Annotated in this window: 20 protein-coding genes; 6 read left to right on the forward strand and 14 right to left on the reverse strand. The window is 72.7% G+C overall.

Going from position 1 to position 23599, the window contains the following annotated elements; genetic code table 11:
- Window positions 1-2 precede the first annotated feature (2 nt).
- Complete coding sequence (locus tag N8J89_RS29655; RefSeq protein ID WP_283660293.1) at window positions 3-848, forward strand: helix-turn-helix domain-containing protein; 846 nt, start codon at window positions 3-5, stop codon at window positions 846-848.
- Here the strand turns inward: N8J89_RS29655 and N8J89_RS29660 are convergent.
- From N8J89_RS29660 to N8J89_RS29670, 3 genes are read right to left on the reverse strand one after another with little or no spacing between them, the layout of a single operon-like run.
- Window positions 838-1932, reverse strand: a complete 1095-nt coding sequence (locus N8J89_RS29660; protein ID WP_283660294.1) for a hypothetical protein — start codon at window positions 1930-1932, stop codon at window positions 838-840. The two genes, N8J89_RS29655 and N8J89_RS29660, sit on opposite strands and share 11 nt — an antisense overlap.
- Window positions 1929-4688 carry a hypothetical protein gene (locus N8J89_RS29665; RefSeq protein WP_283660295.1) on the reverse strand — a complete coding sequence of 920 codons (2760 nt, stop codon included), beginning with the start codon at window positions 4686-4688 and terminating at the stop codon, window positions 1929-1931. The genes N8J89_RS29660 and N8J89_RS29665 overlap by 4 nt, the downstream gene beginning before the upstream one ends.
- The gene (locus tag N8J89_RS29670) at window positions 4685-6457 is read right to left on the reverse strand and encodes an HSP90 family protein (RefSeq protein WP_283660296.1); all 1773 of its coding nucleotides are present in this window, start codon (window positions 6455-6457) and stop codon (window positions 4685-4687) included. Before N8J89_RS29670 ends, N8J89_RS29665 begins: the two co-directional genes overlap by 4 nt.
- Before the next feature lie 42 nt (window positions 6458-6499).
- Between N8J89_RS29670 and N8J89_RS29675 the strand changes: the two genes are divergently transcribed.
- Together N8J89_RS29675 and N8J89_RS29680 are read left to right on the forward strand one after the other, a co-directional pair.
- Complete coding sequence (locus N8J89_RS29675) at window positions 6500-7363, forward strand: GNAT family N-acetyltransferase (protein WP_283660297.1); 864 nt, start codon at window positions 6500-6502, stop codon at window positions 7361-7363.
- Window positions 7364-7396: 33 nt separating this feature from the next.
- A complete protein-coding gene (locus N8J89_RS29680) occupies window positions 7397-7714 on the forward strand; it encodes a hypothetical protein (RefSeq protein WP_283660298.1) in 318 nt (105 codons plus the stop codon).
- Here the strand turns inward: N8J89_RS29680 and N8J89_RS29685 are convergent.
- From N8J89_RS29685 to N8J89_RS29695, 3 genes are all read right to left on the reverse strand, one after another.
- Window positions 7711-8544 (reverse strand): hypothetical protein, encoded by an 834-nt coding sequence (locus N8J89_RS29685; protein ID WP_283660299.1) that lies wholly within the window; start codon window positions 8542-8544, stop codon window positions 7711-7713. The genes N8J89_RS29680 and N8J89_RS29685 overlap by 4 nt on opposite strands.
- Window positions 8541-9560: a helix-turn-helix transcriptional regulator gene (locus N8J89_RS29690; protein ID WP_283660300.1), complete on the reverse strand. Its 1020-nt coding sequence runs from the start codon at window positions 9558-9560 to the stop codon at window positions 8541-8543. Before N8J89_RS29690 ends, N8J89_RS29685 begins: the two co-directional genes overlap by 4 nt.
- An 83-nt stretch (window positions 9561-9643) precedes the next feature.
- Window positions 9644-10600: a M28 family peptidase gene (locus N8J89_RS29695; RefSeq protein ID WP_283660301.1), complete on the reverse strand. Its 957-nt coding sequence runs from the start codon at window positions 10598-10600 to the stop codon at window positions 9644-9646.
- 148 nt (window positions 10601-10748) lie between these two features.
- On the opposite strand from N8J89_RS29695, the gene N8J89_RS29700 reads away from it, so the two are divergent.
- On the forward strand, window positions 10749-11684 hold the full coding sequence (locus N8J89_RS29700) for a M28 family metallopeptidase (RefSeq protein ID WP_283660302.1): 936 nt from the start codon (window positions 10749-10751) through the stop codon (window positions 11682-11684).
- A 68-nt stretch (window positions 11685-11752) separates the two neighbouring features.
- A complete protein-coding gene (locus tag N8J89_RS29705) occupies window positions 11753-13219 on the forward strand; it encodes an SDR family NAD(P)-dependent oxidoreductase (RefSeq protein ID WP_283660303.1) in 1467 nt (488 codons plus the stop codon).
- Between the two features lies 1 nt (window position 13220).
- Here the strand turns inward: N8J89_RS29705 and N8J89_RS29710 are convergent, their stop codons facing one another.
- Together N8J89_RS29710 and N8J89_RS29715 are read right to left on the reverse strand one after the other, a co-directional pair.
- On the reverse strand, window positions 13221-14135 hold the full coding sequence (locus N8J89_RS29710) for a hypothetical protein (protein WP_283660304.1): 915 nt from the start codon (window positions 14133-14135) through the stop codon (window positions 13221-13223).
- Window positions 14136-14245: 110 nt separating this feature from the next.
- Window positions 14246-14476 (reverse strand): hypothetical protein, encoded by a 231-nt coding sequence (locus N8J89_RS29715; protein ID WP_283660305.1) that lies wholly within the window; start codon window positions 14474-14476, stop codon window positions 14246-14248.
- Between the two features lie 308 nt (window positions 14477-14784).
- Between N8J89_RS29715 and N8J89_RS29720 the strand changes: the two genes are divergently transcribed.
- Complete coding sequence (locus N8J89_RS29720; protein ID WP_283660306.1) at window positions 14785-16461, forward strand: DUF885 domain-containing protein; 1677 nt, start codon at window positions 14785-14787, stop codon at window positions 16459-16461.
- 107 nt (window positions 16462-16568) lie between these two features.
- Here the strand turns inward: N8J89_RS29720 and N8J89_RS29725 are convergent, their stop codons facing one another.
- The 6 genes from N8J89_RS29725 to N8J89_RS29750 form a co-directional block, all read right to left on the reverse strand.
- Window positions 16569-17936 carry a tryptophanase gene (locus N8J89_RS29725; RefSeq protein WP_283660307.1) on the reverse strand — a complete coding sequence of 456 codons (1368 nt, stop codon included), beginning with the start codon at window positions 17934-17936 and terminating at the stop codon, window positions 16569-16571.
- A gap of 22 nt (window positions 17937-17958) precedes the next feature.
- On the reverse strand, window positions 17959-19062 hold the full coding sequence (locus N8J89_RS29730) for a tryptophan dimethylallyltransferase family protein (RefSeq protein ID WP_283660308.1): 1104 nt from the start codon (window positions 19060-19062) through the stop codon (window positions 17959-17961).
- A gap of 188 nt (window positions 19063-19250) precedes the next feature.
- Window positions 19251-19880 (reverse strand): GTP-binding protein, encoded by a 630-nt coding sequence (locus tag N8J89_RS29735; RefSeq protein WP_283660309.1) that lies wholly within the window; start codon window positions 19878-19880, stop codon window positions 19251-19253.
- Window positions 19861-20232, reverse strand: coding sequence for a DUF742 domain-containing protein (locus N8J89_RS29740; protein WP_252483898.1), 372 nt, complete (start codon window positions 20230-20232; stop codon window positions 19861-19863). The genes N8J89_RS29735 and N8J89_RS29740 overlap by 20 nt, the downstream gene beginning before the upstream one ends.
- A 4-nt stretch (window positions 20233-20236) precedes the next feature.
- Complete coding sequence (locus tag N8J89_RS29745) at window positions 20237-20662, reverse strand: roadblock/LC7 domain-containing protein (RefSeq protein WP_252483899.1); 426 nt, start codon at window positions 20660-20662, stop codon at window positions 20237-20239.
- A gap of 53 nt (window positions 20663-20715) precedes the next feature.
- The gene (locus N8J89_RS29750; protein ID WP_283660310.1) at window positions 20716-23352 is read right to left on the reverse strand and encodes a sensor histidine kinase; all 2637 of its coding nucleotides are present in this window, start codon (window positions 23350-23352) and stop codon (window positions 20716-20718) included.
- Between the last annotated feature and the right edge of the window lie 247 nt (window positions 23353-23599).

A 23599-nucleotide genomic window follows, 5' to 3' on the forward strand; every position in this document is an offset into this window, starting at 1 on the left:
CCGTGCCCACCGACCGGCTTGGACAAACGCGACAGCTCGCCACGACGAGCGAGTACGGCGTGCTCGGGGTGCGCGACATCGACTTCACCCTGGAGCGGGTGCCGGTCTCGCCGGACCTGTCCTCGCTGGTGGAGCGGCACTGGCTGGTGTCGTGGGCGTTGCCGCCGGGGCGGCGAGCCTCGGTGACGCTGCTGCCGCACCCGTGCGTGAACCTGGTCTTCGACCGGGGGCAGCTGGCGGTGAGCGGGGTGGGCAGCGCGCGGTTCAGCTACACCTACGAGGGCGTGGGCCGGGTGTTCGGGGTGAAGTTCCGGCCGGGTGGGTTCCTGCCGTTCCTGGGCGCGCCGGTGGCCGAGCTGACCGATCAGGTGCGGCCGCTGTCGGCGCTGTGGGGCGCGGACGCGGCGGCGATGGCCGCCGAGCTGGGCGCGGCCACCGATCTGGACGCGCTGGTGGCGGTGGCCGAGCGGTACCTGCGGGCGCACTGGCCGGGGCCGGATCCGGAGACGGCGCGGGTGGGGCGGATCGTGCGGGCGCTGCTGCACGACCGGGAGATCACCAGGGTGGCGGACGTGTGCGAGCGCTTCGGCATCACCCCGCGCTCGCTGCAACGGCTGTTCCACCGGCATGTCGGGGTGAGCCCGAAGTGGGTGCTGCGCCGCTACCGGCTGCACGAGGCGGCGGCCCGGCTGGCCGAGGGCACCTCGGGCACCTGGACCGAGGTGGCGGTGGAGCTGGGCTACTTCGACCAGTCGCACTTCATCCGGGACTTCACCCAGGCGATCGGGCTGACCCCGGTCGCCTACGCGGCGGCCTGCCAGGCGCGGCAGGCCCCCCTCAGCGCGTGAGCCGCAGTGGCAGCTCCGCCACCAGCGGTTCGGCGGTCAGCGTGGCGCGGACCTGGTCGCCCTGTTCGGCGGTGCCGTTGCGGGCGTCGAAGCGGGCGGCCAGTTCCAGGGCCTGCTCGGCGAGCTCGTCGCGGAGGGCGGCCGAGGGCCAGTCCACGGCGTCCCGCTCGCGGTAGGCCGGGCGGCGGACGGCGGTCTCCGGCGCTCTGGTGAGCAGCAGCGCGCCGGCCGCCGCGAAGCGCATGGCCGCGGCCGGGGTGCAGGGTTCGTCCAGCCAGCCGAGGTGCCTGGTCAGGAGCTCCAGGCCGCGCTGGTGGTTGCCGGTGACCGCGCAGAAGACCAGGTGCTCGGCGAGCAGGCCGAGTTTGGCGCGGTCGTGGCGCAGGGCCGGGTAGGCGTCGCGGTGCGCGTCGGCGGCCTCGGTGAGCCTGCCGGTGCGCAGGTAGGGCAGCAGCAGGTTGGTGCGGATGCTCTGCGGCTGCTCGTAGCAGTTGAGCCGGCCGCTGAGCACCGGCCGCGCGGTGGCCAGCGCTTCCTCGTCGCGGCCCAGCCAGACCAGGTGGTTGATCTTGCCGTTGGGTTCGCAGCCGTCGCAGTCGGAGAGCTCGCCGCGCGGGCTGGCCTGCCAGAGCCGGAACTGCTCGGCGGCGGTGTCCCGGTCGCCGAGGTGGCGGGCGAGCAGTTCCCGGTACTGGTGCACCGGGTTCATGCTGTGCCCGGCCTGCCGGTAGCGGCGTTCCATGTCCTCGAGCACGGCCTGGGTCTGGGCGAGGGGGACCTCGGGGAAGTCGGCGAGGCTGGCCACGATGCCCTTGAAGTCCCAGAGCAGGTCCTGGTCCAGGTCCGGGTCGCCCTCGCCGCGGTCGTAGGCGGCCAGGCACCAGGCGAAGGGCACGAAGGACTTGGCGGGTTCGCCGCCGTAGCGGTAGGTCTCCAGGCTCAGGATGCGGGCGGCGTAGCGCAGGTCGTCCCGGCCGAGTGCGTCGGCCTGCCGCACGACCTCCTCCACCGCGGCGATGCGGGCCGGGCCGAAGGGCAGCTCGTCGGCGGCGCGCAGCTCGGCTTCCAGCTGCTCGGGGCTCATCGGCCACCTTCCCTGATCTGGGCCAGTAGTTCCTCGACGTGTTCCCGTTGCGGCGCCTCCGGTTCGAGGCGGTCCAGCGCGGCGGTGAGCAGCGGTTCGGCTTCCGCGCCGCGCCCCAGCTCCATCAGCAACCGGCCGCGGAAGACGTCCGCGGTCAGCGCCGGCCCTTCGGCCCCTGGCAGCCGGTGGAAGCCCTCGGCGGCGGCACTCGCCCTGGCCAGCGCGGGGTTCTTGTCCTGCGCGAGGGTGAGGATGCGGGCCGCGTCGTGGTCCAGCAGCGCCCGCTGGAAGACCTCGGGCGGTTCCTCGCCCAGGGTGGCGGCGAGGGTGTCGGCTTCGGCGAGCGCGGTGCGGGCGTGGTTGTTCTCCCTGGCCCAGTGCCAGGACAGCGCGGCCAGGCGGCGGTGTTCCAGCTCCCGCAACGGTTCTCCCAGTCCGGCCAGGGCCTCGGCGGCGGCCTGGTGGCGGCGGGCGGCCTCGGCGTCGCGGTCCAGCTCGTCCAGGATGTCGGCGGCGATGCCGTGCATCTGGGCCAGGCCGTACCGGTTGTCCTGCTCGGCGCACTGGGCGGCCAGCTCGTCCAGCACGGTCAGCGCGGCGTCGGACTGGCCGAGCGCGCGGTGGGCGTGGGCGAGCAGGAACTGGGCGCGGCCGCGCTGGTCGGGCTCGGCGGCCTCGGCGAGGACCTCCTCGGCCAGGTCGGCGGCCTGGTCCGGGCGGTCGGTGGCCAGCGCGGCGGCGGCCAGGTCGAGCTTGATCTCCAGCAGGTCCAGCGCCACCTCGAACCGCAGGGCGTCGGTGAGCGCGGCGGTGAGGTGCCCGAACGCCTCCTGCGCCCGGTCCAGGTGGTGGGCGGAGCGGCCCGCGTGGTGCTGGGCGAGCACCCGGACCAGCGGGTCCCCGGTGTCGGCTGCCGCGGTGTAGAGCGGGTAGGCGGTGTCGATGTCCTCGAGCACGGAGCAGGTGTGCGCGGCGGTCAACTGGGTGCGGCGCAGCAGCAACGACGGCGGCAGCTCGGCCAGGATCTCCACCGCGCGCAGCATGGGCCCGACGGCGGCGGCGTGGTCCGGTTCCTCCCGGTCGATCCAGACCTGGACCAGCTCCAGCCAGCAGTCCGCGGCCAGCCGCCGGTCCGGGTGGCCGTCGGTGGCCTCGGCCAGTTCCCGGCCGAGCCGGATGGCGGCCTCGGTGTCGCCGGTCTCCCGGAACGCGTCCACGATCCGGCAGCGGGCGCGCACCAGCGCGCGCTCGTCCCCGAGGGCGGCGAGCTCCTCGGCCACGGCGTGCAGTTCGGGCAGGCCCCGCTCGGCCCGGTGGTCGTAGCAGCAGACCAGGGCGGCCCGGCTGCGGGCGGTGGCGGCCAGCACCGGCTCGCCGTGCTCGGCGAAGATCGCCGCGGCCTCGCGCAGCATGCCTTCGGCGGCGGCCGGGTCGTCCTCGAACAGGTCCAGGGCCCTCGCGCCGAACCGCTTGGCGTGCAGTACCGGCGGCGGTTGCGGGCAGACCTCGTCGAAGCGGGCCCACAGCGCGGCCGAGCGGTCGTAGTCGCCGAGCTCAGCGGCCTCCTCAGCCGCGTCGGCCAGCTCCTCCGGCGTCTGCGGGAAGCTGACCGGCGGCGGTGCGGCCACCGCGAGCCGGGCGGCGGCGCGGGCCGGTCCGGACAGCGGCAGGTGCTCCACCAGCGGTTCGGCGACCAGGGTGGCGCGGATCCGGTCGCCCTGTTCGGACGTGCCGTTGCGGGCGTCGAAGCGGGCGGCCAGCTCCAGTGCCTGCTCGGCCAGCTCGTCGCGCAGGACGGCGGCCGGCCAGTCCACGGCGGCCCGGTCGCGGTAGGCGGGGCGGCGGACCGGGGTGTCCGGATGACCGGCCTCGACGACCCTGGTGAGCACCAGCGCGGCGGCCGCGGCGAAGCGCATCGCGGTGGCCGGGGTGTTGGGCTCGTCCAGCCAGCCGAGGTGGCGTTCGAGGAGTTCCAGGCCGCGCGGGTGGTTGCCGGTGCGGGCGCAGAAGATCAAGTGCTCGGCGATCAGGCCGAGCTCGGCGCGGTCGTGCCGCGCCGCCCGGTAGGCGCTGCGGTGCGCTTCGGCGGCCTCGGTGAGTCTGCCGGTGCGCAGGTAGGGCAGCAGCAGGTCGGTGCGGATGCCGTGCGGCTGCTCGCGGCAGCTGAGCTGGCCGCTGAGCACCGGCAGCGCGAGCGCGACCGCTTCCTCGTCCCGGCCCAGCCACACCAGGTGGTTGATCTTGGCGTTGGGTTCGCAGCCCGCGCAGTCGGAGAGCTCCCCGCGGGGGCTGGCCTGCCAGCGCCGGAACTGCTCGGCCGCGGTGTCCCGGTCGCCGACGTGCCTGGCCAGGAACTCGCGGTACTGGTGCACCGGGTTCATGCCGTGCCCGGCCTGCCGGTAGCGGCGCTCCATGTCCTCCAGCACGGCTTTGGTCTGGTCCAGGGGGACCTCGGGGAAGTCGGCGAGGCTGTGCACGATGCCCTTGAAGTTCCAGAACAGGTGGTGGTCCAGCCGCCGGTCGCCCTCGCCGCGGTCGTAGGCGGCCAGGCACCAGGCGAAGGGCACGAAGGTCTTCGCCGGTTCCGCGCCGTAGCGGTAGGCCTCCAGGCTGAAGATCCGCGCGGTGTACTGGAGGTCGGCCAGGCCGAGCGCGTCGGCGTGCCGGATGACGTCCTCCACCGCGGCGGTGCGGGCCGGGCCGTAGGGCAGGTCCCGGCTGGCGAACAGCTTGGCTTCCAGCTCCTCGGGGCTCACGGGGTGTCCTCCTTGGGCACGGCCGAGTCGAGCAGGCCGAGGAACGAGCGGTTCAGCAGTGCCGCGTCGGCGGGCCGGATGGGGTGGTAGCCCAGCAGCAGGGCCTGGCCGTAGAGCGCTTCGACGGCGAGGGCGACCATGGCCGGGTCGGTGAGCGCGCAGACCCGGCGCACCAGCGGGTTGCGGTGGTTGAGCACCAGCTGCGGCCGGTCCTCGGCGGGTTTCTCGAACGCGGCGAGCACCCCGGCCCACAGCTGGTCGGCCTTGGCCCTGGTGGCTTTCAGCTCGCTCTGGAAGGCGGCGTCCCGGTCCAGCAGGTAGAGCACGGACAGGGTGGGCGGGTCGAAGGCGCGCAGCACCACCTCGCAGCCGAGCCGGTCCAGGGCTCGTTGCGCGGTGCTCAGGAACGGGCGCAGCGCCAGCTCCTCGGCCGGGTCGAGCGGGGACAGCCGGGTCATCACGTCGCTGGGTTCCAGGCGCTGCACCACCAGGTCGGCGTCGAGTGCGGGCAGCCTGCCGATGATCTCGGTGTCGTAGGTGTAGCCGCCGTTGACCACGGCCAGGCCCTGGGCGGAGGCGACCGCGGCGAGCTGGCGGAAGTCCTCGGCGGTGGTGGTGTAGCGGATGCGGCCGTGCCGGGCGCGGAACTCGCCCAGGGTCATCCGCCCCATGTTGGTTTCCAGCGGCAGCCACTCGTCGACCAGGGCGAGCATGTCGTCGTCGTGCAGGGCGAGGGCCTTCACGCCGAGGTGGTGGATGCCCAGGAAGCGGGCCAGCCGGGCCGGGTCGGTGGCGGCCAGTCCGACCAGCCAGCCGCGCAGCTGCGCGCCGAGGGCCTCGCGGGTCTCCGCCAGGAGGCTGTCGTCGTAGAGGGCCTCGCGGCTGGCGGTGGGCCGCAGCTCGGCGGCGTCGATGACGCAGCGGGCGAAGAAGGCCCAGCCGGGCAGCAGGCCGTCGGCGCTCTCGGTGAGCAGCATCCGCTTGAGGTAGACCCGGTGCCCGGCGCGTTCGGCCGGGTTGGCCTGAAAGGGCAGCACGTAGGCCACGCCGGTGAGCCCGGCCTGCGGCACGTCCAGCTCGACCACGTCGAACGGGGTGAAGCCGAGGGTGTCCTGGGCGTAGCCGACCAGGTCGGCCAGCCGCTCCCCCGCGGGTCGCTGGTCCTGCCGCCACGGCGGTCCGTCACCGGCGACCCGCTGGCCGAGCGCGGTGACCGGGAAGGGCAGCATCGAGCCGTAGAGGGCGGCCAGCTCGACCACGGTGGGCCCGGCGAGCCAGGACTCCGCGCCGGGCCGGGCGGACAGGGTGACCGTGGTGCCGGGTTCGGCGCGTTCGGCGGGGCCGAACCGGTAGGTGCCGTCGGCGCGGCCGACCCACTCCACCGCGGGCGCGCCGGTGGCCGAGCGGGTGGTCACGGTGACCTCGTCGGCGACCAGGAACGCCGAGAGCAGGCCGATGCCGAACTGGCCGAGGAACTCGTGCCGGGCGAAGCCCAGCTCGTCCCGCTTGGAGCTGCGGCCGATGGTGGCCAGCAGCTCGTGCACCTGTTCCTCGGTGAGCCCGATGCCGGTGTCGGTGACGGTGAGCGTGCCGCCGGTGCTGTCGATGGTGATCCCGGCGGGCGCGTCCGGATCGGCGGCGCGGCGGGCGGTCACCGCGTCCACCGCGTTCTGCAGCAGCTCGCGCAGGTAGACCCGTGGGCTGGCGTAGAGGTGGTGGCTGAGCAGGTCGACCACGCCACGCAGGTCGACCTGGAAGGTGCGGTCCAAAATGATTCGTCCCCCCAAGTGCGGTGGGGCCATCCTAAGGCGGTGAACGCCACCAGGTCCGGGAAATATGAGCACGGGCTGCGCGGGATGCAGGAGCTGGCCGACGCGGTGTGGACGCCGGGCAGCCGCTGGCACCCCGGCGAGCTGGCCTGGGCGCGGTTGCAGCACCTGGGCCGCGAGCCGGACTGGCCGACCCGGTTGTGGCGGCAAGGATCCACGGTGCTGGCCTGGGGCTGGGTGGACCTGCCCGGCACGCTCTACCTCCAGGTGCGGCCCGGCTCGGCGGAGCTGCTCGGCGAGGTGCTGGCCTGGGCGGAGTCGGTGGCCACTGAAGCGCTCTCGGTGCTGGCGCTGGACCGGGAACGTCACCTGCTGGAAGGCTTGCGCGCCAACGGATACGCCGAGTCCACTTCGGACGGTCCGTTCTTCCGGCGGATGGTCGGCGGTCTGGCCGAGCTGCCCGAAGTGGTGCTGCCGCGGGGTTTCACCATCCGGGAGGCCACCGATCTGGCGGCCAGGACCGAGCTGCACCGGGCCGCCTGGCACCCCTCGCGGGTGAGCCTGGCCAGCTACACCAACGTGACCAGGGCCTGGCTGTACCGGCGGGAGCTGGACCTGGTGGCGCACGCCCCGGACGGCACACCGGCCGCCTACTGCCTGGGCTGGCTGGACTCGCGCGGCCGGGTCGGGGTGTTCGAGCCGGTGGGCACCGCGCCGGAGTTCCGGGGGCGCGGGCTGGGCCGGGCGGTGTGCCTGGCGGCGATGCGGCGGATGCGGGAGCTGGGCGCGGACACCGTCACCGTGCTGCCCCGCGGCGACGCCGCCTACCCGGTGCCGGCGCGGCTCTACGCCGGGCTGGGGCTGACGCCGATCGGCCGAACGGTGGTCTTCACCCGGGCGCGCTGAACCATTCCACGACCGGCGGCCGTTGGCCGGAACATGAGCACCGCGTCGATCGCCGGAATCCTCGTCATGCTGCCCGCGCTGGTCGGGATCGCCATCCTGTGGCGGTGGAGCGCGCCCGGCCTGGCCGAGCCCAAACCCCTGCCCCAGCCCAGAGACCTGATCGCCAGGGCCAAGGAGGTCGCGGAGCGGTTCACCCCGCAGCGCCGCGCGCCGATCGGTCCCCGGATCGGCGCGCACCGCAGCCGGGTGCCGCGGTACGCGCCGATGCCGACGATGCGGTCGGTGGCCGAGCTCCGCGCCAGGGAGGACGCGGACCACCTGTCCTACTACCCGAAGCTGCGCCGGGACTAGCGGCGGAAGCGCCAGGTCTTGCTGTCGAAGGCGACGCAGATGCTCGGCGAGAGCACGACCACCCGCAGCGTGCCGTCCCGGAAGTCGTAGTCCACGCCCTCGACCTCGAAGTTCCCGGAACACCCGCTCTGCAACGGCAGCTGGCCCAGCTCCCGGACCACCCCTCGGACGTCCGCACCGCCCAGCGCGGCGTCCAGGTCGACCTGGAGCAGCTGCTTGCCCGGTCCGTCGGAGGCGCAGAGCAGCTGGGTGGCCGAGGTGAACTCGCAGCCCTGGATGTTGGTCACCGTGCGGTCCAGCCGGATCGCGAAGGCGTACGGCAGGTTCTTCCCCGGATCCGTCACGGCCACCCCGGGGTTGGGGAAGACCAGGAAGCGGTTCATCTGGCCCCACTCCCCCGACACCAGCCACCTGGCGTCGGGGGAGACGGCGGCGAAGGAGTTGTTGACCGCTTCCCAGGACTCCAGCTGGTGCACGTACTCCGCGCGCCTGCCGTCGGCGGTCTCCACCCGGAACATCTTGGCGCGCAAGGTGCTGCTCTGGTACGGCTCCACGTAGACGCCCTGCCGGGAGCCGGGGTCGCCGATGTGGTCCCAGCCCCTGGTGCGCACGTCCAGGGGGATGGTGCCGATGCCGGTGTAGCGGATGGATCCGTTGCCGTTGCGGATGATCGTGGCCAGGCCCTGGCTCTCGTCCAGCGGCCGGGCGTGGTCGGAGCCGAGGGTCCTCCACGGGCCGACGTCGGCGGAGGCGGGCAGGGCGCCCAGGATGAGGGCGGTCAGGACGAACAGGGTGGTGGTGGCGCTGCGCAGGACGTTCCCGCGGGTCATGCTCGCTCCTGGGGGACGGAGGGGTGGCGCGGCGGAACCGGATCGGAGACTACCCGGTTCCGTTGCCCGCGGTCGAGCATGCCGCGGTCCAGCAGTCCCAAAGCGGCCGCGCGCAGCCCGGCCTGGAACCGGCTGGTCGCGCCGAGGGTGTCCATCAGCGCCCGGACGTGGCGTTGCGCGGTGCGCAGGCTGACGCCCAGGCGCAGCGCGATGGTCTTGTCAGTGAGCCCGGCGGCCAGCAGCTCCAGCACCCGCCAGTCGATGCCGGGGGTGACGTGCTGGCCGGGCAGCGGGGCGGCGCGCTGCCAGCTGTGCTCGAACAGCGAGCGCAGCCCGGTCAGCAGCGCGGAGGCCGAGACCAGCAGCGCGCTGTCGGTCTCCTGCCCGATGGCCACCGGCAGGATCGCCCACCGCCGGTCCACCAGCCCCAGCTTGGTCGGCAGCCCCGGCAGCACCCGGATCCGCTCACCCCGGGACCGCCTGCGGTGCAAGGCGTCCAGCACATGCGCACAGTCCACATAGGACGCGTCGTAGACAGTTCGGTAGACCACACCGGCGGCCAGCGCGCTGCGCGCCTCCTCGTTGGCCGCGCCGGCGACATAGGGCGGCCGCTCGAACTGGCAGACCTCGAACCGGGCCGCGCGCTGCAACCCGGCCCAGCGCCGCCCGATCGCGGCGTGCCCGTGCAGCAGCTCCACCGGCCCGTGGCTCTCCGAGTCGCCACTGGCCCGGTCGTAGAGGGTCATCAGCGCCGGGATGAGCGCGCGCACCCGGTGCAGACGCTGGTGGTGGGAGACGATGTAGGACTCGATCGCCGAGTCCGGCGGCACCCGGGCCCACCGCCCGTCCGCGCCGACCACCAGCCCGGCCTGGTCGAGCAGGCCGAGCAGGGCGGCGGTGCGGTCGGGGTCGAGGCGGGCCGCGGCGGCCAGCTCGCCGGTGGTCCAGGACGGGCGGGTCAGCACGATCTCGTACACGCGCTGTTGGTCGGCGGTGAGGCCGAGCACCTCCAACATGCCACACACTCCGAGGCAGGGGTACCTCGACATCTACCGCCCCGGGCGGCGGGCCACTACCCGCCGCCCGGAGGGTCACCCACCTACGCGGCGGCGGGTTCCCCAGCGGCGACACTCGCCCCGGCCAGCGTCCACGCGCCGTGGGCGGCGGCGTTGGTGGCCACGCCCATGACGTTGGCGGCGACGTTGGTGATGGTGTCGCAGCGCTGGTGGTAGCAGGGATCGCTGCCGCTGCCGATGCCGCCGACCGGGATGCCGACCCGGGAGAAGCTGGCGTGGTCGGAGCGGCCGCCGATGTTCATCGAGCGGGTCGGGATGCCCTTGCCGCGGAAGTAGCCCTGGAACATCTGCGCGATGGCCGCGTCGTCGTTGTAGACGCCCCAGGTGGTGGTGTTGCGGGCGCCGACCATGTCGAAGTTGAGGTAGCTCTTGATCTTCGTGCGCTCGGCGGCGGGCAGTGCGTTGACGTAGTAGCGGGAGCCGATCAGGCCCAGCTCCTCCGCGCCCCACCAGCCGAACCGCAGCTTCTTCTGGGTGACCAGCTTCGCCCTGGACACCGCCAGCGCGGTCTCCAGCGCCGCGGCCGAGCCGGAGGCGTTGTCGTTCATGCCCGGCCCCGCGGTCACCGAGTCCAGGTGCGCGCCCAGGAAGACCACCTGGTTGGCGTCGCCGCTGGTCCAGTCGGCGGTGAGGTTCCAGCCGGTGGCGCCGTTGTGGGTGAAGGACTGCAGGGTGGTGCGGAACCCGGCGGCGTCCAGCTTGGCCTTGACGAAGTCCACCGAGGCCTTGTATCCGGGCCTGCCGTGCGCCCTGGTGCCGCCGTTGCGATCGGCGATCGCCTGGAACTCCCGCATGTGCGCCATCACGTTCTCGGCCGGAATATCCGGCGGCGCGGCATATATCGGCGAACTGACTGTGCTGGCGGCGCGGATGTGGCCGAGGCTGGACTCCGCGCTCGCCGAGGGGGCCAGCGGAAGTCCCAGCAGGGCAACGGTGGTCAGCGCGGTGAGGGCTCGCGAGGCCGTCCTTGTCACGGGCATGAGCACGCTCCTTGGGTCCGGGAACCTACCGCCGCACGCTAGGTCGCCGGACCCGGCGCACGGGCGGGCTGGCGCAGATGCGGTGCGGCGGTGGCGCAATTACGTCGCGACGGGCCCCGAGGCGTTGCGCCGCAACAGACTTCCCGCTATGCGAACGCTTCTGGCCGCAGTGCTGGCCACCGCACTGCTGACCCCCGCCACCACCGCCACCGCCGACCCAGCCCCTGCCGCCGCGGCCCCGGACATCCCGGTCGCCGCCGTGCAGGGCCACCTCGCCCGCTTCGACGCCATCGCCGCGGCCAACGGCGGCAACCGCGCGCACGGCCGCCCCGGCTACCGCGCCTCCATCGACCACGTCAAGTCCATTGTGGACAGTGCGGGCTTCCGCACCACCCTGCAACCCTTCAGCTACCGCGGCGCCACCGGCTGGAACCTCGTCGCGGACTGGCCGGGCGGCGACGAGAGCGACGTGCTGCTCACCGGCGCGCACCTGGACAGCGTCACCACCGCCCCCGGCGTCAACGACAACGGCTCCGGCTCGGCCGCGGTCCTGGAGGTCGCGCTGGCCGTGGCCAGGGAGAAACCGGCCACCAAGCGGCACCTGCGGTTCGCCTGGTGGGGCGCGGAGGAGCTGTGGATGATCGGCTCCGCGCACTACGTGAACACCCTGCCCGCCGCCGAACGCGCCAAGATCAAGGCATACCTCAACGTGGACATGATCGGCTCGGTGAACACCGCCTACTTCGTGCTCGACGGCGACCGCTACCCGGCGGGCTCGGTGGCGGTCGAACGCGCGCTCAAGGAGTACTACGCCCGGATCGGCGTACCGGTGGAGGACCTGGACATGGGCGGGCGCGGCGACCACGCCTCCTTCACCCGGCACCAGATCCCGGTCGGCGGCCCGTTCACCGGCGCCGAGGGCCGCAAGACCGCCGCCCAGGCCCGCAAGTGGGGCGGCACCGCGGGCGCGCCGTACGACCCCTGCTACCACCGGGCCTGCGACACCGCCCGCAACATCGACGTCACCGCGCTGGACCGCAACACCGACGCGGTCGCGCACGCGGTGTGGACCCTCGCCACCTGACCGGCCCTTCCCCGCTGCCACGTACCATGGCCAGTCGGCAGACCAGCAGCGGAACGGATTGAGCGGCGATGACGGCGAGTGTCGACGAGGAGATCGAGCAGACCGGCGGCCCGGGGATCGACCCGGACCGGATGGCGATCTGCCTCCAGGTGCTGGCCGAGGTCGAGGAGCTGCCCACCGAGCACCCGGACGCGGTGGCCGTCCGCCGGGCCACCGCCGCGATCTTCAAGGACGTGCGCAAGCGCCGTCGCCAGGCCAAGCGGCAGGCGGTGGCCGAGGCCGACCGCGCGGTGACCGCGGCCACCGCCACCGGCTCGCCGGAGCGGATCGACGACGAGACCCGCGGCATCCCGCTGGTGTCCAACGCCGCCGGCGCCACCGCGGGCACGCTGATCCGCTCCCGGGCCTGCTACCACTGCAAACAGCGCTACCACGTGGTGGACGCCTTCTACCACCAGCTGTGCCCGCCGTGCGCGGAGCTGAACCGGTCCCGCCGGGACGCGCGCACCGACCTGACCGGGCGGCGCGCGCTGCTCACCGGCGGCCGCGCCAAGATCGGCATGTACATCGCGCTGCGGCTGCTCCGCGACGGCGCGCACACCACCATCACCACCCGCTTCCCCAACGACGCGGTGCGCCGCTTCGCCGCCATGGAGGACAGCGGCGACTGGCTGCACCGGCTGCGCGTGGTCGGCATCGACCTGCGCGACCCGGCCCAGGTGGTCGCGCTGGCCGACTCGGTCGCCGAGCAGGGCCCGCTGGACATCCTGGTCAACAACGCCGCGCAGACCGTGCGCCGCTCCCCCGGCTCCTACGCGCTGCTGGAGTCCGCCGAGTCGGCGCCACTGCCCGCGGGCCCGCTGCCCGAGCTGATCACCTTCGGCCACACCAGCGACGCCCACCCCAAGGCGCTGGCCGGGTCACTGGCCGAGGCCAGCGTGCAGGCGCACAACCTGACCGCGCTGGCGCTGACCGCCGGTTCGGCCTCGATGGACCGGGTGGCCGCGGACATCGCCATCGACGCCGGTGGCCTGGTGCCCGACCTCCAGGACGTGAACAGCTGGACCCAGCGGGTGCACGAGGTGGACGCGCTGGAGATGCTGGAGGTCCAGCTGTGCAACCAGACCGCGCCGTTCATCCTGATCAGCAGGCTGCGCCCGGCGATGGCCGCGGCCACGGCGCGGCGCAAGTACGTGGTGAACGTCTCCGCGATGGAGGGCCAGTTCAGCCGCAAGTACAAGGGCCCCGGCCACCCGCACACGAACATGGCCAAGGCCGCGCTGAACATGCTCACCCGCACCAGCGCGGAGGAGATGCTGACCACCGACGGCATCCTGATGACCGCGGTGGACACCGGCTGGATCACCGACGAGCGCCCGCACCCGACCAAGATGCGCCTGGCCGAGGAGGGCTTCCACGCCCCGCTCGACCTGGTCGACGGCGCGGCCAGGGTGTACGACCCGATCGTGCGCGGCGAGGCGGGCGAGGACCTGTACGGCTGCTTCCTGAAGGACTACGCGCCCGCGGCCTGGTGAGTCAGCACGGCAGCCGGTAGGCGAGCCACTCGTCGGCCACCACCAGCCCGGCCCCGGCCAGCGCCTCGGCCAGCACCGGGTCCTCCAGCTCGCGCACCACCAGCGTGGCGACCTCCAGCCGCGCCTGCTCGATCACCGCGACCAGCAGCACCAGCAGCTCGGCCGAGGTGGTGTCCCGGTGCACGACCAGCTCGACCTCGGCCGTCTCGTCGTCCACCAGCACCGCGGTGGCGAAGGCCTTGGGCTTGCCGTCGACGTCCCGCAGGTCCACGGTCAGGTACCCGGCCAGGTCTGCGCCGACCGCGTCGGCCACGTCGTCGACGGTCCACTCCCCGCCCAGCACGCCCGCGCACAGCGGCACGTACTCGGTCAGCTCGGCCTCGGTCGGCTCCACGGGCAGCTCCCGCACCGCGACCTCCGGCAACCCGCCGGGCGGCTGCCACCCGGCGAGCTCCAGCCGCCACACCCGCCCCAGCTCCGCCGCGGTCACCGCGTCCACCGCCGCCGCGGCCAGCCGGTCCAGCCGCCCCTCGGTGTCACACCAGCGCACCCCGGTGCACCCGGCCTCGCGAGCCAGCTCCACCGCCGCCCGCACCAGCACCGCCAGCACCTCGACCTCGGCCGCGGTGCCCTCGCCGACCGCGCCGGCGACCCGCCGGGCCTCGCGTTCGACCAGGACCCACTGCAACCCGGCGTCGGTCTCCGGCAGCTCCGGCCAGAACAGCTCGGCCCAGCCCAGCAGGGTCTCTCCCCGCCGGGCCACCACCGCGCCCAGCAGGCCGCGGTCCTCCTCTTCGAGGTCCGGCTCCGGCTCACCGAGCTCGGTGAACATCTCGCGAACCAGCTCGAGGTCGATGTGCTCGTCCCGCCGGAGCTCGACGGTGAGCGCGGTGGCGTCAGTGGTCCCGGTGCTCATGCTTTCCCCGTTCGCCGTGCCTGGCGCGAAGGTACTGGCAGACCCGGCCCGCTGACCTGCGGAACCACCCGGTGGGGCGGTGAACGCAACCCGGTCGGCGGCGCGGTTCACTAGGTGAATGCGGTGACCGTGGGCAGGCGGTGATGGCGGTCGGCGAACTGCCACTCGTGCCACAGGTACACGTGCACCCCCATCACGTCCGCCACGATCTCGGCGACATGGCTGCGCACCGTGACCCCGCAGCGGTACGGGCACTCCATCACCAGCCGGACGTCGCCGGGTTCGGTGTCGGGGCGTCGGCGCTGGACTGGGATCGGCGTCTGGTTCGGGTTTCTCCCCATGCCCCAAACCTGTCCGGTGACTTTCGGGCAAGGCAGGTTCCGACTGCGTGACAGAGTCGCCGGTTTGCCGGACACGGGGGGACAGTGATGGGGTATGGCTAACACCCGTGGGAGTGAGTCCGATCCCACGAATGAGGTACGAGGAGAGAGTGGGGAGGTCACTCAGTGAACCCGAAGAAGCACGAGATCCTGGACACCGGCAACTCAGGCACACACTGACACCAGTCTCGGCGCGAGTGCGGCGCCGAGGCCCGTGGGGGACGGCAAGGGGCCGCCGTCCTCCGGCCACAGACGGGCACACTGGGGGCATGACCGAGGTGGGGGCGCTGGCCGACCGGTTGGTCGAGGTGCTGGCGACAGAGGATCCGCTCAACGACCTGCTCGACGGGCAGCCCGGTTTCCAGGGGCTGCTCCCACAGATCTCCGCGGCCGACCAGGCGCGGACCGCGGCCGCGGCGGCCGATCTTGCCGCCGCCGCAACGGAACTGACGGTATCCGGGCCGGACGCGGTCACCAGGGACGTCCTGGTGCAGCAGGCCGAGGCGGTCCGGACCCGCGCCGCCACCCGGCTGGCCGAGCACACCCTCCTCGACCTGATGCACGCGCCCGCGGTGGTCGCGCTCAACCGGCTGCCCTCGGCCCGGCCCGCGACCGCCGAACAGGAGGAGTTCTTCCTGGCCCGGATGGCCGGGCTCCCTGACTTCCTCGCCCAGGCCGCTGACCGGCACCGCGAGGGCGTGGCCTCCGGCCGCACCCCGGTGGCCCGTTCCCTGCACACGCTCACCGGGCTGCTCGAGAACCACCTCGCCCGCCCTGACCAAGATCCGCTGGCCCAAGCGCCGCTGACCGGCGACCGCACCACCCGGCGGGAACGGCTGCTGGCCGAGGAGGTCCGCCCCGCGGTCGCCGCCTACCGGGCCGCGCTCCGCGAGATCACCGGCCGCCCCGACGAGCGACCGGGCCTGTGCTGGCTGCCCGAGGGCGAGGCGAACTACACCGCGCTGGCCCGCATGCACACCACCACCGAGCGCACCCCAGCCGAGCTGCACGCCGAGGGCCTGCGCCTGCTCGCGGAGCTGGAGGCGGAGTTCGCGCGGCTGGGCGGGCCGCTGTTCGGGGTGCGCACCGGGGCCGAGGTCAGGGCACGGCTGCGCACCGACCCGGCGCTGAAGCTGCGGGACGGGGCCGAGCTGCTCGCGCTGTCCCGGGCGGCCATGGACCGGGCCGAGGCGGCCGCGCCGCGCTGGTTCGGCCGGATGCCGGGGCACCGCTGCGAGCTGCGCGAGACGCCGCCGGACAAGGCGCCCACCGCCTCCACCGCCGCCTACCTGCCGCCGCCGCTGGACGGCTCGCGGCCGGGCATCTACTACGCCAACACCTACCGGGTCACCGAGCGGGACCGCTGCGTGACCGAGGCCAACGCCTTCCACGAGGCGGTGCCCGGCCACCACTTCCAGCTGGGCCTGGCCGCCGAGCTGACCGGCCTGCCCGCGCTGCGCCGGGTGGCCTGGGTGAACGCCTACATGGAGGGCTGGGCGCTCTACTGCGAGCACCTGGCCGAGGAGATGGGCCTGTACTCCGGCGACCTGATGCGGCTGGGCGCGCTGGCCAACACGGCCATGCGCGCGGCACGGCTGGTGGTGGACACCGGGCTGCACGCCTTCGGCTGGCCGCGCGACCGGGTGGTGACCTTCCTGCGCGAGCACACCGCGATGACCGAGGTGGAGATCGCCTCGGAGACCGACCGCTACATCGAGACCCCCGGCCAGGCCCTGTCCTACCTGGTCGGCCGGATGGAGTTCCAGCGGCTGCGGGCCCGCGCCGAGCGGGAGCTGGGCGCGGGCTTCGCCATCCGCGGCTTCCACGACCTGGTGCTCGGCGGCGGCCCGCTGCCGCTGACCGTGCTGGACCGGGTGGTGGACGACTGGCTGAAGGTCGTGTCTCGCGGGTCTCGCACGCGATCGCCGGGCCCAGCCCGTCCCTGACGGCGGCGCCGAGACGACCAAGTACGCCCGGTACGAGGCCGCCTCGACGCCACCGTCAGGAACGACCTGGACTCCGGCGCTCACGCACGAGACCCGCGAGACACGACCTACGACCGGGGGGCCAGCCGGCAGTTGAAGTGCCGCAGCAGCGGCGGGTTGTGCGTGAGCCGGTAGCCGGGCACCCGCTCGGGGTCCTTGGCGATCTCGGCCAGGACCTCGCCCACGTACTCCAGGTGGCTCTGGGTGTAGACCCGGCGCGGGATGGCCAGCCGCACCAGCTCGTACGGGGCAGCCTTGGTCAGCTCGTCGTGCTCGTCGAACTCGCCGAGGTAGAGCGAGCCGAGCTCGGCGGCCCGGATGCCGCCGCGCCGGTACAGCTCCAGGGCCAGCGCGTGCCCGGGGAAGGAGCTGGGTGGCAGGTGGGTGAGCAGGCGGCCGGCGTTGAGGTAGATGGCGTGGATCCCGGCAGGCTGCACGATGGACACGCCACCGGCCACGGCCAGCTCGCCGAGGTGGCGGGACTGCTCGGCGCGGGCCCGCAGGTAGTCCGGTTCGGTCACCTCGCGCAGGCCCTGGGCCAGCATGTCCAGGTCCCGCCCGGCCAGGCCGCCGTAGGTGCGGAAGCCCTCGGTGGCGATCAGCAGCAGCTCGCAGCGCCCGGCCAGCTCCGGGTCGCGCACCGCGAGCAGGCCGCCCATGTGCACGATGCCGTCCTTCTTCAGGCTGGCCACGCACCCGTCGGCCAGCGCGAAGGCCTCCCGGGCCACCTCGCGCGGGCTGCGGTGCTCGTAACCGGGTTCCCGCTGGGTGACCAGCCAGGCGTTCTCGGCGAAGCGGGCCGCGTCCAGGAAGTAGGGCACCCCGTGCGCCCGGCACAGCGCCGCGGCGGCCTTGAGGTTGGCCATGGACACCGGCTGCCCGCCGCCGCCGTTGTTGGTGATGGTCATGATCACCAGGCCGACCGGGGTGCCGTCGGTGAGCACCCGCGCCAGGGCGTCCAGGTCGATGTCGCCCTTGAACGGGGCCGGTTCGTCCAGGTCCTTGGCCGCCGGGCCGGGCAGGTCCAGCGCGGTGCAGCCGAGCAGCTCCACGTTGGCCCTGGTGGTGTCGAAGTGCGTGTTGCTGACGCTGACCTGGCCCGGCTTGAGCAGGGCGGTGAACAGGATCCGCTCGGCCGCGCGGCCCTGGTGCACCGGCCACAGGTGCGGGTAGCCGGTCAGCTCCTCGACCACCTCCTTGAACCGGAAGAAGGAGCGCGCCCCGGCGTAGGACTCGTCACCCAGCGCCGCGGCGGCCTGCTGGGCCGCGGACAGCGCGCCGGTGCCGGAGTCGCTGAGCAGGTCGATGGTGACCACGTCGGCGGGCAGGTTGAACTGGTTGTACCCGGCCTCGGCCAGCGCGGCCTCGCGCTGTTCCGGCGTGGTGATCGGGATCGGCTCCACGACCTTGATCCGGTAGGGCTCCATCAGCGGCATACGGGGTGGCTCCGCTCTCTCTTCAGGATGCGAGGGACTCCGGGCGCGGCGGGGTGACCGCGTAGCTCTCGGCCGAGAGGTACACGGTGAGCCCGGTGTGCGGGCGGCCCGTGCGCAGGGACAGGTGCGGGATGAGGCCGACGCCCTCGTTGAGCGGGCGGCGGGCCAGCACGGTCAGCGCCCGGTCCAGCAGCGCCCGGTCCAGGCCGTGCCCGGCCAGCAGCGCGTGCGCCCTGGCCAGCGCGACCTCGTCGTCCTCGGCGTAGTCGCGCACCGGGAGGTAGACGGAGAAGCCGCTGGCCCGGTCGGTGTCCCCAGCCAGGAAGCTCAGGCTGGAGATCAGCGGCCGCCCGGTGAAGCGGCCCCGGTGGCCGCCGGCGATCGCGGTGAACTCGCGGATCTGCTCCTCCTCCACCTGCCGGGCCGCGCCCGCCGTGCGCAGCAGCTGGGCCAGGTCGCCGTCGTGGTGGGAGAGGTAGACCTTGACCCTGGGGTCGGGCTGGGTGTGCAGGTCGATGGAGAAGAAGGAGTAGCGGTCCAGCTCGTCGCCGGGGCGCAGCCGCCGCCGGAGGTTGGGGTAGGCGCCGCCGAAGCCGAGCCGGTCCAGCCCGGCCTCGACCAGCTCGCCCGCGACGGCCCGGCCGCGGACCTCCGGGTTGAAGTAGATCTTGAACGCCGGGGGCAGGCCGAGGCGCAGCACCACCGACCACCACCAGGCGAAACGGCCCTGCGGGTGCTTGGGCAGGAAGAGGTCGGCCACCGCGTCGAAGGCGGCGAGGGAGAAGCCGTAGCGCTCGGCCAGCCGGGGCAACAGCTCCTGAGCTGCACAAACGTTTGCTTCGATGGACGTGCCCTCGCCGAGGGTTTCCAGCAGCAGGCGCACCGCGGGGCGGCCGGCCCGGTCGACGGCGAGGGAGAACTCGACCGGGGTGTGGTCGTCGGCGACGTCGGAGGGCCAGGCGGGCGGTTGCCCGATCGGCCGGTCGCCACCGGGTCCGAGCATTTCCCGCACAAGGTCGGCGTATTCTTCGGCCGCATTTGTGGAATGGGAAAGACCGACCGCCCGGCAGAGCTCGCTGGTTAGTCCGGAAATGTCGTCAGCCAGCGAGAGCGTTGCCTTGCCCATCTGACTCCGTATCGTCGTTACGACACCGACGGCTGATCAACTTAGCCGAGCGGAGATCACGACGACACCGCTCTCCCGGTGACCGCGACGAACTGCTGCAAGTTACGGAACGCACATCTCAGCGCGACCGGGCATGACCGGCGGACGCCGCGCGCCCGCCGTTCGTGCACAGGTCAGAGATCACACGACTACCCACCGTTGCCCGGACTGACCAGCTCCGCGTCGTCGCCCGCCGATTCGGCCAACCGGGCGAGCACGTGCTCGACCAGGGTCACCAGTGCGTCCTTGCTGGACTCGCGCTGGCGCGCGTCGACCATGAGCACCGGCACGTCCGGGTTGAGCACCAGCGCCTTGCGGATCTCCTCCGGCTCGTAGCTGTGCGCGCCTTCAAAACAGTTGACCGCGACCACGAACGGAATTTTCCGGCGCTCGAAGAAATCGACCGAGGGAAACGAGCTGTCCAGCCGTCGGGTGTCCACCAGGACAATCGCGCCAATCGCGCCATTGGCCAGTTCGTCCCACATGAACCAGAACCGGTTCTGGCCGGGTGTGCCGAAGAGGTAGAGCACGATCTCGGTGTTGATGCTGATCCGGCCGAAGTCCAGCGCGACCGTGGTGGTGGTCTTGCCCTCCACCCCGGCCAGGTCGTCGACGTCCTCGCCCGCCTCGGTCAGCAGCTCCTCGGTGCTCAGCGGGGGGATCTCGCTGACCGAACTGACCAGCGTCGTCTTCCCCGCCCCGAAACCGCCGGCGACCAGCACCTTCACCGAGGTGGGGATCACCACCTCGGACTGCGGGTCAGATCCTGCGGACACCATCGAGCACCGCCTCCAATAGATTCCTACTCGGTCGTTCCACGGCCCCGGCGTACCGGGTGACCACGTCGCCGCGTTCGATCAGGTCGCTGACCAGGACCTTGACCACGATGAGCGGCACATCGATGTAGGCGGCGACCTCGGCGACCGACAGGGGGTGCCTGCACAGGTCGATGATGGAGAACTGCTCCGGGGTCAGGGTCTGCAGGTCGTTGTCGGTCAGCACGCTGACGATCTGGGTGGCCAGGTCCAGCTCGGTGTTGCCCGGCCTGGTCCGGCCCCTGGTCATCGCGTACGGCCGCACCAGCGGACCGGCCGCCTCGTCGAACCAGTGCGCTTCCTCGTCCACTGGCATGCGCTCAGCTCCTCGGGGGGTTGGCGGCGGCGGTTTCCCGTGGGGCTGAGCTGAGGTAGACGCCCACCTGCTTGACCAGCAGGTTCATCTCGTAGGCGATCATGCCGACGTCGGCGGTCTCCTCGGCCAGCAGTGCGAGGCAGGCGCCCCGTCCGGCCGCGGTGACGAAGAGGTAGGCGTGCTCCATCTCCACGATGGTCTGGCGCACGGCGCCACCGCCGAAGTGCCTGCCGGTGCCGCGGGCCAGGCTCTGGAAGGCCGAGGCCATCGCCGACAGGTGCTCGGAGTCATCCTTGGACAGGTCCTGCGAACGGCCGATCAACAGGCCGTCGGAGGAGAGCACGACCGCGTGCCGGACCCCGACGGTCCGCTGCACCAGCTCGTCCAGCAGCCAGTTCAGATCGGTGTTCCGAGAAGCCTTGTCGCTCATGCTGGGCTGACCTTCTTCGTCGAGGCCGACGTCGGGCGGGCGGCGGCCATTGATCATCCTGGGAATGGGTCTGCGTCGCGTCCCTCGCGGGTCCCGCGCTGGAAGGCGGCCATGGTGTCGCGAACCTGCTCCGGCGAGCGTCCCGTGGTGGCCGGGACCTCGTTCTCGCCGGTGTCGGTGGCGCCGGAGTCGGCGAGCAGCTGTGGCGCCAGGTTCTGCTGCGGCCGACGGACCGGCAGCGCGGGCCGTTCCCCGGCGGGCGCGCCGGTGCGGGCCGGCGCCGGTGTGGCGGCGCGGGCGTTGACCACCGGGATCTCCCCCGTGGTGGCGTTGCGGTCCGCCTCGGCCCGGGTCTGGGGCTGCTCCCCGGTCGGGGTGTTGTGCGTGAGCAGTGGCGCGTGGGTGAGCAGCGCGCCCGGCCCGGTCTGCTCCAGCGGAAGCCCGCCGGTGCGCTCGGCCGGCTGTTCCGGCGGGGCCAGGTCCTCGTGCTCGTAGCGGTCCTCCGGGGTCGAGGGCTTCTCCTCCTGGATGCTGGCGAAGGTCGCCCCGCCGAGCAGGTTGATCGAGCGGCCGGGGGTGTCCTCGCCGCTGCTGAGCGGGTCGGCCCAGAAGCTGTGCAGGTCCCGGCCGGGGCGGTCGTGCTCACCCTCGGCCCGCTCGTCGTCGTCCACCTGGTCTTCTTCTGCCGCGCGCTGCTGGTGGACCGGTCCGAGCGGCGTGCGAACGGGTTTTCCCGAGCCGGTCGCCCGCTCCCGCTTGGTCAGTTCGCGCAGGGTGTCCTCGGAGAGCTGGGTGCGCACGTCGGAGGCGAGGATCTCGTTCGGCACCAGGATGACCGCCCTGGTGCCGCCGTAGGGCGAGTCGCGCAGCTCGACCCGCACGCCCAGGCGCAGCGCGAGCCGGGCGACCACGAACAGGCCGAGCCGGGAGTCGCCCTTGAGCGCCATCGCGTCGAACTCGGGCGGGTCGGCCAGCATCGCGTTGGCCCGGTCCCGGTCCTCCTCGCTCATGCCCAGGCCGTGGTCCTCGACCTCGACCACCACGCCCTTGGCCGCGATCGAGCCGTGCACCTGCACCTGGGAGCGCGGCGGGGAGAAGGAGGTGGCGTTGTCCACCAGCTCGGCGACCAGGTGGATGGTGTCGGCCACGGCGGAGCCGATGACCGCGGCGTCCGGGATCCGCTGCAGGCGGACGCGGGCGTAGTGCTCGGTCTCGGAGATGGCCGCGCGCAGCACGTCGACCAGCCGGATCGGCTTGCGCCAGCGGCGGCCGGGCTGCTCGCCACCGAGGATGATCAGGTTCTCCGCGTTGCGGCGGGCCCGGGTGGCCAGGTGGTCGAGCTGGAAGAGGCCCTCGATCTGCTCGGGGTCCTCCTCGTGCCGCTCCATCCGGTCCAGGATCTTCAGCTGCCGGTGCACCAGGGCCTGGTTGCGGTGGGCGATGCCGAGGAAGACGTTGTTGACGCCCTCGCGGGCCTGGGCTTCCTGCACGGCAGCGGCGACCGCGGTGAGCTGGGCGGCGTTGAAGGCGCGGGCCACCTGGCCGATCTCGTCCCGGCCGTAGTCCAGGTCGGGCACCTCGACGGAGACGTCCACCGGCTCGCCCTTGCGCAGGCGGCGGACGATGTCGGGCAGCCGTTCGTGCGCGAGCTCCAGCGCGTCCCGCCGCAGGCTGTCCAGGCGCACCACCAGTGCCCGGTCCACGAGCTTGCGGGAGACCTTGAGCGCGACCATGATCGCGATCACGGCCAGGATGAGCGCGATGAGCGAGCCGATGAGCGCGTTGGTCAGCGAGTCGCCGCCGTCCTGCAGCGCCCGGCCGGAGACCAGGTCGGCCTGCTGGGTGGTGAGCTTGGTCAGCTGGTCGGCCACGCCGACGGTCAGCCGCTGCCACTCCTCCTCGCTGATGCCCACCGCGCCCTGGCTGCCCCGGCCGGTGCGGGCGACCCACGGGCCGTTGCTGATCAGGGAGTTCTCAACCTCGGTGAGCCTTTTCCAGGAATCGCTGTCGCGCAACTGGCGATAACTGTCCTGGACCTCCTGGCGAGCAAAGGGGATTGCGCTCTCCAGCTCGGAGTGGTATGCGCTGACCAGGTTGGTGAACTCAAGGTGGTCAGCCGCCGGAAGGCTCCCGGTGGCGATGGCCCCGGCCATCAGCGAACCGGCCCTGGACATGCGGTCACCGGACCGGAAAATTGCCGTCGCGCCGATACCGCCCTGGGTGGAGGTGACATCGGGCACGATACGGGCCTGGGTGTCGAACAACCGGGCGGCGGAATCCAGCAGCCGGTTGTAGAAGGCGTAGACCTGCGCCTTGTCGATACCGGAGGACTCGATCCTGGTGCGAATCCGGGGCAGCTCCTCCAGCAGGGAGTTGAGCTGGTTGATGCGGTCGACCACCGCGGGCGGGGCGTTGCTGACCACCGGCGGCAGGGCGGCCTTCATGACCCCGAGCGCCTCGTCGGTCTGCTGCTGCACCATGCGCAGTTCGGTGGTCAGTCCCGTGGCGGGTTTGCCCAGGTAGACCATGCCGAGCTGGCGTTCCTTCTGGGCCGAGGCGAGCGCGTTGACCGCGGGGATGGACACCGCGCGCACACCGGCGGCGACCTCACGCAGGTAGTACCCGTCGAAGATCAGGTAGGACGAGCCGGACACCCACATGACGAGCAGGGCCACACTCGGGATCAGCACGGCGCCGGTCAGCCGTGTCCTGATCGACCGGTGGCTCCTCTGAGAACCGTTTTCTTCCGAGCTCACGACGCTCCACTGCTTGTGAAAGACCACCCCGAGAAACCGCGGCGGAAATTCACCGCGCCGCTATCCACCAGGGGAAGTTGGACCGGAGGGGACGGTAACGAGTTCCTGGTTGAATATGACACCTTCCATACCGAGGAGTTCTCCCGCCCAAGCGCGGGGAGATTAACACGGACGCTGGCTT

This window comes from Crossiella sp. CA-258035, from assembly GCF_030064675.1.
Classification (GTDB): Bacteria; Actinomycetota; Actinomycetes; order Mycobacteriales; family Pseudonocardiaceae; genus Crossiella.

Coding starts and splice junctions, on each gene's coding strand:
- N8J89_RS29695 (WP_283660301.1), bottom strand. CDS start 10,600: ATGCCCGTGACAAGGACGGCCTCGCGAGCCCTCACCGCGCTGACCACC.
- N8J89_RS29685 (WP_283660299.1), bottom strand. CDS start 8,544: ATGACCCGCGGGAACGTCCTGCGCAGCGCCACCACCACCCTGTTCGTC.
- N8J89_RS29735 (WP_283660309.1), bottom strand. CDS start 19,880: ATGGTGTCCGCAGGATCTGACCCGCAGTCCGAGGTGGTGATCCCCACC.
- N8J89_RS29725 (WP_283660307.1), bottom strand. CDS start 17,936: ATGCCGCTGATGGAGCCCTACCGGATCAAGGTCGTGGAGCCGATCCCG.
- N8J89_RS29715 (WP_283660305.1), bottom strand. CDS start 14,476: ATGGGGAGAAACCCGAACCAGACGCCGATCCCAGTCCAGCGCCGACGC.
- N8J89_RS29720 (WP_283660306.1), top strand. CDS start 14,785: ATGACCGAGGTGGGGGCGCTGGCCGACCGGTTGGTCGAGGTGCTGGCG.
- N8J89_RS29710 (WP_283660304.1), bottom strand. CDS start 14,135: ATGAGCACCGGGACCACTGACGCCACCGCGCTCACCGTCGAGCTCCGG.
- N8J89_RS29740 (WP_252483898.1), bottom strand. CDS start 20,232: ATGCCAGTGGACGAGGAAGCGCACTGGTTCGACGAGGCGGCCGGTCCG.
- N8J89_RS29730 (WP_283660308.1), bottom strand. CDS start 19,062: ATGGGCAAGGCAACGCTCTCGCTGGCTGACGACATTTCCGGACTAACC.
- N8J89_RS29660 (WP_283660294.1), bottom strand. CDS start 1,932: ATGAGCCCCGAGCAGCTGGAAGCCGAGCTGCGCGCCGCCGACGAGCTG.
- N8J89_RS29745 (WP_252483899.1), bottom strand. CDS start 20,662: ATGAGCGACAAGGCTTCTCGGAACACCGATCTGAACTGGCTGCTGGAC.
- N8J89_RS29690 (WP_283660300.1), bottom strand. CDS start 9,560: ATGTTGGAGGTGCTCGGCCTCACCGCCGACCAACAGCGCGTGTACGAG.
- N8J89_RS29705 (WP_283660303.1), top strand. CDS start 11,753: ATGACGGCGAGTGTCGACGAGGAGATCGAGCAGACCGGCGGCCCGGGG.
- N8J89_RS29680 (WP_283660298.1), top strand. CDS start 7,397: ATGAGCACCGCGTCGATCGCCGGAATCCTCGTCATGCTGCCCGCGCTG.
- N8J89_RS29700 (WP_283660302.1), top strand. CDS start 10,749: ATGCGAACGCTTCTGGCCGCAGTGCTGGCCACCGCACTGCTGACCCCC.